This window comes from Bacillus pretiosus (genome assembly GCF_051294775.1).
GTDB classification, from domain to species: Bacteria; Bacillota; Bacilli; order Bacillales; family Bacillaceae_G; genus Bacillus_A; species Bacillus_A wiedmannii.
This window is the reverse complement of record NZ_JBPPHF010000023.1, coordinates 1-1,323: the sequence shown is the minus strand read 5'-3', so window position 1 is coordinate 1,323 and position 1,323 is coordinate 1. Positions and strand designations below refer to the sequence as shown.

General features: G+C 48.8%; 9 tRNA genes and 2 rRNA genes. All 11 read left to right on the top strand.

The features are described from left to right. Window positions 1-177: ribosomal RNA gene (locus ACSG5Z_RS29620) — 23S ribosomal RNA — on the top strand; the annotation flags it as partial. Between the two features lie 101 nt (window positions 178-278). Continuing rightward, window positions 279-394, top strand: a 5S ribosomal RNA gene (gene rrf, locus ACSG5Z_RS29615). Between the two features lie 5 nt (window positions 395-399). Next, window positions 400-475, top strand: a tRNA-Val gene (locus ACSG5Z_RS29610). Between the two features lie 4 nt (window positions 476-479). Continuing rightward, window positions 480-555 (top strand) — tRNA-Thr (locus ACSG5Z_RS29605). A 13-nt stretch (window positions 556-568) separates the two neighbouring features. Next, a tRNA-Lys gene (locus ACSG5Z_RS29600) sits at window positions 569-644 on the top strand. A gap of 14 nt (window positions 645-658) precedes the next feature. Then, window positions 659-739: transfer RNA gene (locus tag ACSG5Z_RS29595), tRNA-Leu, on the top strand. Between the two features lie 29 nt (window positions 740-768). Further along, window positions 769-843, top strand: a tRNA-Gly gene (locus ACSG5Z_RS29590). Window positions 844-859: 16 nt separating this feature from the next. Continuing rightward, window positions 860-948: transfer RNA gene (locus tag ACSG5Z_RS29585), tRNA-Leu, on the top strand. 3 nt (window positions 949-951) lie between these two features. After that, window positions 952-1,025 (top strand) — tRNA-Arg (locus tag ACSG5Z_RS29580). An 8-nt stretch (window positions 1,026-1,033) separates the two neighbouring features. After that, window positions 1,034-1,107, top strand: a tRNA-Pro gene (locus tag ACSG5Z_RS29575). Between the two features lie 9 nt (window positions 1,108-1,116). Continuing rightward, a tRNA-Ala gene (locus ACSG5Z_RS29570) sits at window positions 1,117-1,192 on the top strand. Window positions 1,193-1,323: the final 131 nt, after the last annotated feature.

The following is a 1,323-nucleotide window of genomic DNA, read 5'->3' as shown; positions in this document are numbered from 1 at the left end:
CTATGTGCGGAAGGGATAAGTGCTGAAAGCATCTAAGCATGAAGCCCCCCTCAAGATGAGATTTCCCATAGCGTAAGCTAGTAAGATCCCTGAAAGATGATCAGGTTGATAGGTTCGAGGTGGAAGCGTGGTGACATGTGGAGCTGACGAATACTAATAGATCGAGGACTTAACCATATAATATGAAGCAATGTTATCTAGTTTTGAAAGAATATAAAAAACTTGTTGACTTTAAAAGTTAAATAAGTTACAATAATTCTTGTCTTAAATGAATACAGTCTGGTAATGATGGCAGAGAGGCCACACCCGTTCCCATACCGAACACGGAAGTTAAGCTCTCTAGCGCCGATGGTAGTTGGGACCTTGTCCCTGTGAGAGTAGGACGTTGCCAGGCAATTCGGAGGATTAGCTCAGCTGGGAGAGCACCTGCCTTACAAGCAGGGGGTCGGCGGTTCGATCCCGTCATCCTCCACCATTTAGCCGACTTAGCTCAATTGGTAGAGCAACTGACTTGTAATCAGTAGGTTGGGGGTTCAAGTCCTCTAGTCGGCACCAGTTTTTATTGTAAGAGCCATTAGCTCAGTTGGTAGAGCATCTGACTTTTAATCAGAGGGTCGAAGGTTCGAATCCTTCATGGCTCACCATTTTAATGAAATATGCGGGTGTGGCGGAATTGGCAGACGCACTAGACTTAGGATCTAGCGCCTTTGGCGTGGGGGTTCGACTCCCTTCACCCGCACTTTTAATGAAATAACTCAAACATGTCTTGCGGAAGTAGTTCAGTGGTAGAATACAACCTTGCCAAGGTTGGGGTCGCGGGTTCGAATCCCGTCTTCCGCTCCAATTTCCAATATGACATGCCGGGGTGGCGGAACAGGCAGACGCACAGGACTTAAAATCCTGCGGTGGGTGACCACCGTGCGGGTTCGACCCCCGCCCTCGGCACCATATGCGCCCGTAGCTCAATTGGATAGAGCGTTTGACTACGGATCAAGAGGTTAGGGGTTCGACTCCTCTCGGGCGCGTTTTCTTTCGGGAAGTGGCTCAGCTTGGTAGAGCACCTGGTTTGGGACCAGGGGGTCGCAGGTTCAAATCCTGTCTTCCCGATAATTGTTTGGGGCCTTAGCTCAGCTGGGAGAGCGCCTGCCTTGCACGCAGGAGGTCAGCGGTTCGATCCCGCTAGGCTCCACCAAAAAAAGTTCTTTGAAAACTGAACGAAACAAACAACGTGAAACGTCAATTTTTATTTTTAGATGCTAGACAAACTAACTTTATTGGAGAGTTTGATCCTGGCTCAGGATGAACGCTGGCGGCGTGCCTAAT